General features: G+C 48.0%; 6 protein-coding genes. All 6 read left to right on the forward strand.

Translation table 11 applies throughout. From position 1 onward, the window contains the following. The first annotated feature begins 414 nt into the window (after positions 1-414). The 6 genes from BLR65_RS21525 to BLR65_RS21545 all read left to right on the forward strand — a co-directional run bounded on the left by BLR65_RS21525 (position 415) and on the right by BLR65_RS21545 (position 5,960). Positions 415-720, forward strand: coding sequence for a DUF2325 domain-containing protein (locus BLR65_RS21525; RefSeq protein ID WP_245692971.1), 306 nt, complete (start codon positions 415-417; stop codon positions 718-720). Positions 721-797: 77 nt separating this feature from the next. Continuing rightward, positions 798-2,288 (forward strand): nitrogenase component 1, encoded by a 1,491-nt coding sequence (locus BLR65_RS21530; protein WP_093796244.1) that lies wholly within the window; start codon positions 798-800, stop codon positions 2,286-2,288. Beyond that, complete coding sequence (locus BLR65_RS29990) at positions 2,285-2,425, forward strand: hypothetical protein (RefSeq protein WP_169716965.1); 141 nt, start codon at positions 2,285-2,287, stop codon at positions 2,423-2,425. Before BLR65_RS21530 ends, BLR65_RS29990 begins: the two co-directional genes overlap by 4 nt. 48 nt (positions 2,426-2,473) lie before the next feature. Next, on the forward strand, positions 2,474-4,291 hold the full coding sequence (locus tag BLR65_RS31040; RefSeq protein WP_093796245.1) for a uroporphyrinogen decarboxylase family protein: 1,818 nt from the start codon (positions 2,474-2,476) through the stop codon (positions 4,289-4,291). A gap of 46 nt (positions 4,292-4,337) precedes the next feature. Next, a complete protein-coding gene (locus BLR65_RS21540; protein ID WP_093796246.1) occupies positions 4,338-4,994 on the forward strand; it encodes a corrinoid protein in 657 nt (218 codons plus the stop codon). 522 nt (positions 4,995-5,516) lie between these two features. Further along, the gene (locus BLR65_RS21545) at positions 5,517-5,960 is read left to right on the forward strand and encodes a DUF4418 family protein (RefSeq protein ID WP_093796247.1); all 444 of its coding nucleotides are present in this window, start codon (positions 5,517-5,519) and stop codon (positions 5,958-5,960) included. The last annotated feature ends 40 nt before the right edge of the window (positions 5,961-6,000 follow it).

Consider the following 6,000-nt stretch of genomic DNA (forward strand, 5'->3'; position numbering starts at 1 on the left):
CCATTCCTTTTGGCCTTCAGTAGTCTGATCAGCCTCAAAATAAATAATATTGTGTGTTGTGGAAATTATATGCCAAAATGCAAAAAAGTGTCAAGGGTTAATTTCACAAAACAAAAAAATATCTTTCGGGGTTGACACTCATTTGGCTGTGTGCTAATATTAAGCCTAATATTTGGTAATATTCGTGCTGACCGGAACACCGGAGGCAATCATTGGCTGTTTGCGCAGCCTGTGATTGCCTCTTTTTAGTTAGGCACCCTGCTGAGAAGTACATTTTTCGGCTGGCAGGTTGGCAGGAAAAAAGATGAAATAAAGCTTGAAAATTGCTGACTGGAAAATACCGGAGGCAACCGAAATCCTGTTTTGTGGAAAATTCGGTTGCCTTTTATTTTTCCATGGAATTGCTTATTTTTAGTGAGTGAAGGAGATGAGAATATGACGGCTTTGGTTATCGGCGCAGATTATTTAGGCGCTATTGAATACAAAATGCGGGAGAAGGGAGTAACCGAAATCGCTCATATTACTGGAAGAAATCCAGGTGAACTAAAAAGAATGAATATACCTAAAACAACGGCATTTGTCTTAGTGTTTACCGATTATGTCAACCATAATATGGCAAGAATGGTCAAAAATCATGCAAAAGCCCAGTCAGTTCCGCTGGTTTATGCCAAAAGGTCCTGGTGCGCCGTTGAACGCAAACTGGCTGGAATTGGTCTGTAATACAACAATCCGTTTACTATCCGGGTGCGGGTGTACCGGACACGGGATTACATAATGATAAAGGAGAAGATGCGACAGTGAGTTATTTCGAGCTAAAAGAACCGCCTCGCCGGGAAGACAGGTTAAATGCCTGCATTGCTCACGGGGCGGCATTGGGTGACGTAGCCGGCCGCGGTATGCGGTGCTGCCAGCCGGGCAACGAACGCAGCTTTACGCAAAATTCCATTTGTTTATTATTACCGGCTTTAGGGACAATGAACAGTATCCCCAATAGTGTGGTACTCATGCATGGCGGCTTGGGCTGCGGTTCTTCCAGCCATTGCGGCAACGCCGCTGTCCGCGGCGGCAATAACCAGCGCTGGGGTGTGGTAAAGGACGGCCGCTGGCTGTCTACGGGTCTGACCGAATCTGATGTTATCAGCGGCGGTGAATCTAAGCTGGCCCAGGCCATTATCGAAGCCGACCGGCGTTACCGGCCTGCCGTAATTTTTATTGTTGCCAGTTGTGTACCCGGTATCATCGGCGACGATGTGGAAAGTGTGGTTGAACAGACGCAGCCGGAAGTCGTAGCAAAGTTATTGCCGGTACATTGCGAAGGCTTCAAGACGAAAATTTGGGCTACCTCTTATGATGCCATCTATCATTCGATTGGCCGTAATCTGTTAACAGATCATAAGCAACCGGCGGTCAATAAAGAAAAAAACGGGATAACCGTTAATTTAATGAATGTGTCGTCCATGGGGCGGGTTGACGAGTTGGAGCTGGAACGCTTACTAAACCAACTGGGGATTTCCGTCAATATTTTTCCGGTTTTTGCCGATCCCGACGGGATGCAGCGCATGACGGAAGCCGATTTATCCATAAGTACTTGTCCGACCCATGATGATTATATGTTCACCTACCTTAAGGAAAAGTACCAGGTACCGTTTATTATCCGGCATATGCCGATCGGCATCGACAATACGGGCAAGTGGCTGTTGGATGTGGCTGATTTTTTTGGCCTTACGGAACAGGCCCTCGCGTTGATTGCCCGGGAGGAGGCCGAGCTGAACGCTGCACTGGAGCCGCTCAAGCCGATATTTACAGGCAAAAAGGCCTTTAGCAGCGCCGGTGAATTTCGGGCGCTTTCAACAGCCATATTGCTAGCTGAATTAGGGTTTGAGGTCGTAGGTATCCGGGCGTATCATCACGATGAATTCGCCGAAGTAGAATACGAAAAGCTGATACGGCTTATCGGCAAGGACCTGCCACTCAATATTGCGAATTGCCAGCCTTTTGAAGAAGCCAATTTGCTGCGCAAACTAAAGCCTGATATTTTCCTTGGGCATATGAATGCCAACAGCACAGCCGCTAAACTAGGTATCTCAACCCATGTTATTTATAATTCCGGTTTGCATTATATCGGCTACCAAGGTGCCTATGAACTGGCCAGACGCTTGTACCGCCAATTGAAAAACCCCCGGTTTAATTTAAATCTCAGTCAATATGCCGCCTTGCCTTATCAAGAGGCCTGGTATCAGCAGAATCCGTTTAAATATATTAAGCTGGCGGAAGGTGACAATGAATGAGCAATTATCAATTTATTGAACGACCCCGTTATACCTGCGCCCTGGGCGGGGCGATCGCTACCGTCAGCGCGCTGCCCAAAGCGATACCCATATTGCATGCACCGCCAGGCTGTGCCAGTAATTTTACCTGGACATAGGCTGGCGGTTCCGGACTGCAGGTTGGCGGCTATTGCGGCGGGTTAAGTATGCCCGGTTCGAATGTTCAGGAACGGGAGGTCGTTTTCGGCGGCATTGAGCGCTTGGAAGAGGAAGTCAGAAATACATTTGAAGTTATGCAGGGAGACTTGTATGTCGTTCTCACCAGTTGTGTGACCGAGGTAATCGGTGATGATGTCGGTTCTGTAGTCAGGCCGTTACAGGAAGAAGGGGTTCCCATTTTCTTTGCGGAAACCGGCGGTTTTCGCGGCAACTCCTATCAAGGGTATGATCTGGTGCTGCAAAGTTTATTTAAAGACTTTGTAAGGCGAACCAATGAAAAACAACCGCTGGCGGTTAATTTATGGGGAATTACGCCGTTCATTGATGTTTTCTGGCGTGGCAATATAGCCGAAATCCGGCGCCTGCTGGAAAAATTGGGTGTAACGGTAAACAGTTTCTTTACCGTGGATGACAGTGTGGATAAAATCCGGGAAGCCGGCAGTGCCGCCTTAAATATTGTGGTATCGGAAGTTGTTGGCCAGGGAGCTGCCCAGGTGGCAGAGGAGGTTCACGGTACGCCGTACTTGTCCACAACCCTGCCGGTGGGACCTGCCGCTACCGGCGCGTTTTTGCGCGAGGTGGGAAAGGCGCTCAATTTGGACCCGGCTTTGGTGGAAACGGTAATTCAGGATGAAACCAAACGGTATTATCATTTATTGGAGCCGCTGGCCGATTGTTTTAATGATAAAGATTTGCAGCGCTATGCCGTGATTATCGGCGATACCAATTATGCCGTAAACCTTACCCGCTTCTTGGCTGACGATTTGGGTTGGTTGCCGGAAGTTGTGGGTATTACCGATATTTTGGATGAAGAGCAGCAAGCGCATATTGCCGGCCGGTTAAACAAGTTGGCAAGCGGGCTGACCCCGGAAGTGATTTTTCATACAGACGGCAGTGTGATTGCGGCGGCGGTGCGCGCACACTGGCGCAAGCAGCAGCCGCCAACCGGCAAATACACGAATCCCTTGAATCCGGCCTTTGTTATTGGCCTGCTTGCTCATATTTTTGGCGGCAAAATCAAGTTTCGGCCCCAGGGAAATATTGATGTCATTGCGCCTGCGTTTGACCGCATAGCAGAGGTCGACCGGATTGATGTAAGCCAAATTGACAAGCATGAATGGATTCATGCCCTCCGCTTGATCATTTCACAAGTAAATAAGCAAATTGGGCAGGATTTCCTGGTGGGAACCTCCAGCTGGGGTCCGTTTACGCTGGCTGGACAGTTTTATGGCGTGGAAAAGCTGATGTCAGGCTTATATAAAGATAAAGCCGGCGTGCATGCCTTGCTGGAAGTTATGACAGAGGTCTGCCTAGCCTACCTGGTGCCTGCTATACAGAGCGGTGCCAGCATATTGTCGATTGCGGAACCGACTGCCTCCGGTGACCTGATCTCCTACACGCATTTTGAAGAATTTGTTGCACCCTATATCAGAAAAGCGAACGAAAAACTGAAAGAAAAAGGAGCTTATACCACCTTGCATATTTGCGGTAATATCCGGGACCGCGTACACTTGGCTCCTCAACTCCGGGTGGATTTATTGTCAGTTGATTATAAGGTGGATTTAAGCAGGGCCCAGCAAGAACTGTCAGGGAAAATTGCCTTGGCCGGCAACGTAAATCCGGTGCTGCTTAAAGACGGAACCGTGGAGGATGTCGTGCAAACCGCGAAAGAAAGCATGCGGCAGGCCGGACATGGGGCCAATTATGTGTTAATGCCCGGCTGCGATATTCCGCCGGCCGTGCCGCTCGCTAATGTTGAGGCTTTTTTGCAGGTTGCCCGGGAAAATACGGTGAAGGCTTCATAACAATTAGTTGATTCTCAAGTATTTAAACATTGTGGGAGGGCTGGAAATGCCGGTAAATAAGGAAGAATTATTTAAAAAACTGTCAGACGCCGTTGTGGATATGAACGAGGATGAGGCTGTAGACTTGTCCAAGGAAATTGTAGACAAAAAAGTGGATGCTTATGAAGCGGTTGAGAAAGGGCTGTCTGACGGCATGGAACGGGCCGGAAAGCTATTTGAGGAAGAAGAATATTTTATTCCTGAATTGCTGTTATGCTCTGACGCCATGTATGCCGGGCTTGATATATTAAAAGGGCATATCAGGTCGTCAGAAGAAGGGGAAAAACGCAAAGTAGTTATCGGGGTTGTAGAAGGGGATACCCATGATATCGGGAAAAATCTGGTGAAAATTATGCTGGAAACATCAGGGTTTGATGTTTTTGATTTGGGCAGGGATATTCCCCCCGCAGCTTTTGTCGAAAAGGCCAAGGAGGTGAATGCCGATATCATTGCCCTGGCAACCTTGATGACTACCACTATGGATGGGATGTCGGCAGTTGTGGAAATCTTGAAAGAGCAAAATATTAAAGATAACTATAAAGTGATTATCGGTGGCGGGCCGATCTCTCAGAGTTTTGCCGATAAGATCGGGGCTGATGGCTATGCCGTCAATGCCGCCGATGCGGTCAGACTGTCTAAACGGCTTTTAGCGGCGGCCGGATAAATATATATATTCCGCATTACAGAAGTTTGCAGGCACAGGTGGCTAATGTATGAAGAGCGCTCCACCACTAGCGTTTGACTTCCGCTTTTGCCAACACACCACCCGCCTGCAAAAATCTTTAGCACGTTGTATATATATAAAGTACCGCAAAAAGAAAATGGCTGATTGGTATTGACTAAAGGCCGGGGAGTCCTGCGGGGCGCTCCGGTTTTTTACGTCAAACAGAATTTATAATTGAATTCTGTTGGCATAAGTGCAAACAACGGCTAGCGCTTTCGCCACAGGCTCGGCGTTAGCCGGGCTTTCTAAAACGAGGGGGATGAAAAATGAGTTTTGACAGATTTTTAATTGGGGCACTTGTTGTATTTTTACTAGGTATCGGCGTGTTGTACAGCGGAGCAAACAGAGCGCCTTTTCGCTAGCATAACCCAGGGAGCCAGCACTCGACAACGCATTCTGTGCTGCCTGTTTTCCGGCAAATATTTTTCCGGCGTAAAGAGCCAAGCGAAGGAGCTGATAAACTTGAAAGCTTATAAACTATTATCCTGGAGTGCAATTTTACTAAGTGTTATCCTCTTGTTATTGCCCAGACTGATTCCTATCTGCACCGGGCTGGCCGCTGACAACAGTCCGATGCGCTGCCATTATGCCTATCAGGCTGAGTTTATTGTTGCCCTGCTGGCGTTTATTCTGGCAGGATCCTTGCTGGTATTGCGTAGGGCGGAAGCGAGAATTTTGAGCGGCTTTTTAATTTTGCTGGTCAGCATTATTGTCATTATCCTGCCGCAGCCCTGGGCTATCGGCATTTGCCTCCATGGTGGAGCTTGCGCCAAAACGACATTCTTTATTACAATTGCCGGCAGCCTGCTTGGCCTGGTAGGGGCCGCAATTGTCTGGCTTACATGGACAAACCGGCAGAGTACCAGTCAGGAAAAACAACAGCAAATCGTAAACTTGCAGAAATAGATAGCCGATATTGTACTTTCTCCCCAATTCTTGTATAATT

Origin of the sequence: Sporomusa acidovorans, assembly GCF_900101845.1 — a bacterium.
Taxonomy (GTDB): domain Bacteria; phylum Bacillota; class Negativicutes; order Sporomusales; family Sporomusaceae; genus Sporomusa; species Sporomusa acidovorans.